The organism is Salinimicrobium oceani, from assembly GCF_012037645.1.
The window spans coordinates 1-499 of record NZ_JAAVJR010000446.1; the positions used below are offsets into that span (position 1 = coordinate 1).

The window sequence follows — 499 nt, forward strand, 5'->3', positions numbered from 1 at the left end:
TCCCTACAGATAAAAATAAGATTAAGGTAGGTACCCCAAATTTATAAGAAGTCTTTCCTGCCAGGATACTTATGAGAAGTAGGAGCGATCCTATCAGCAGTACATTCTCTGTAGTAATATCCATAGAAAGGTCGGGACTATTCGGGTTTTTGCAAAGAAAGCGTTTTTCAACTCTTTTAAAGCCTTAGTTGACTTTGTTTTCTTTTAGCAACTGGGGAAACTTACTTTTGAATTTGTTGAACCTGGGATTTGATACATTCCTGATGTAAGGGTCGTTCGGGTTATTCTTTTTGTAATCCTGGTGATAAGCCTCTGCCTTCCAGAATTTCTGAAAGGGAAGCACCTCCACAGCAATGGCTTTTTTGTAGTCCCCTGCCAGTTCCTTTATTTTTTCTTCAATGATCTTCTTCTGTTCTGCATTTTGATAGAAGATGATAGAACGGTATTGTGAGCCATTATCGGGGCCCTGGCCATTTTTCTGGGTAGGATCCATAGATCC

1 protein-coding gene is annotated in these 499 nt (G+C 39.9%); it reads right to left on the reverse strand.

The features are described from left to right. Positions 1-184: 184 nt before the first annotated feature. On the reverse strand, positions 185-499 hold a 315-nt coding region (locus tag HC175_RS17660), incomplete at its 5' end, for a peptide-methionine (S)-S-oxide reductase (RefSeq protein WP_209310063.1).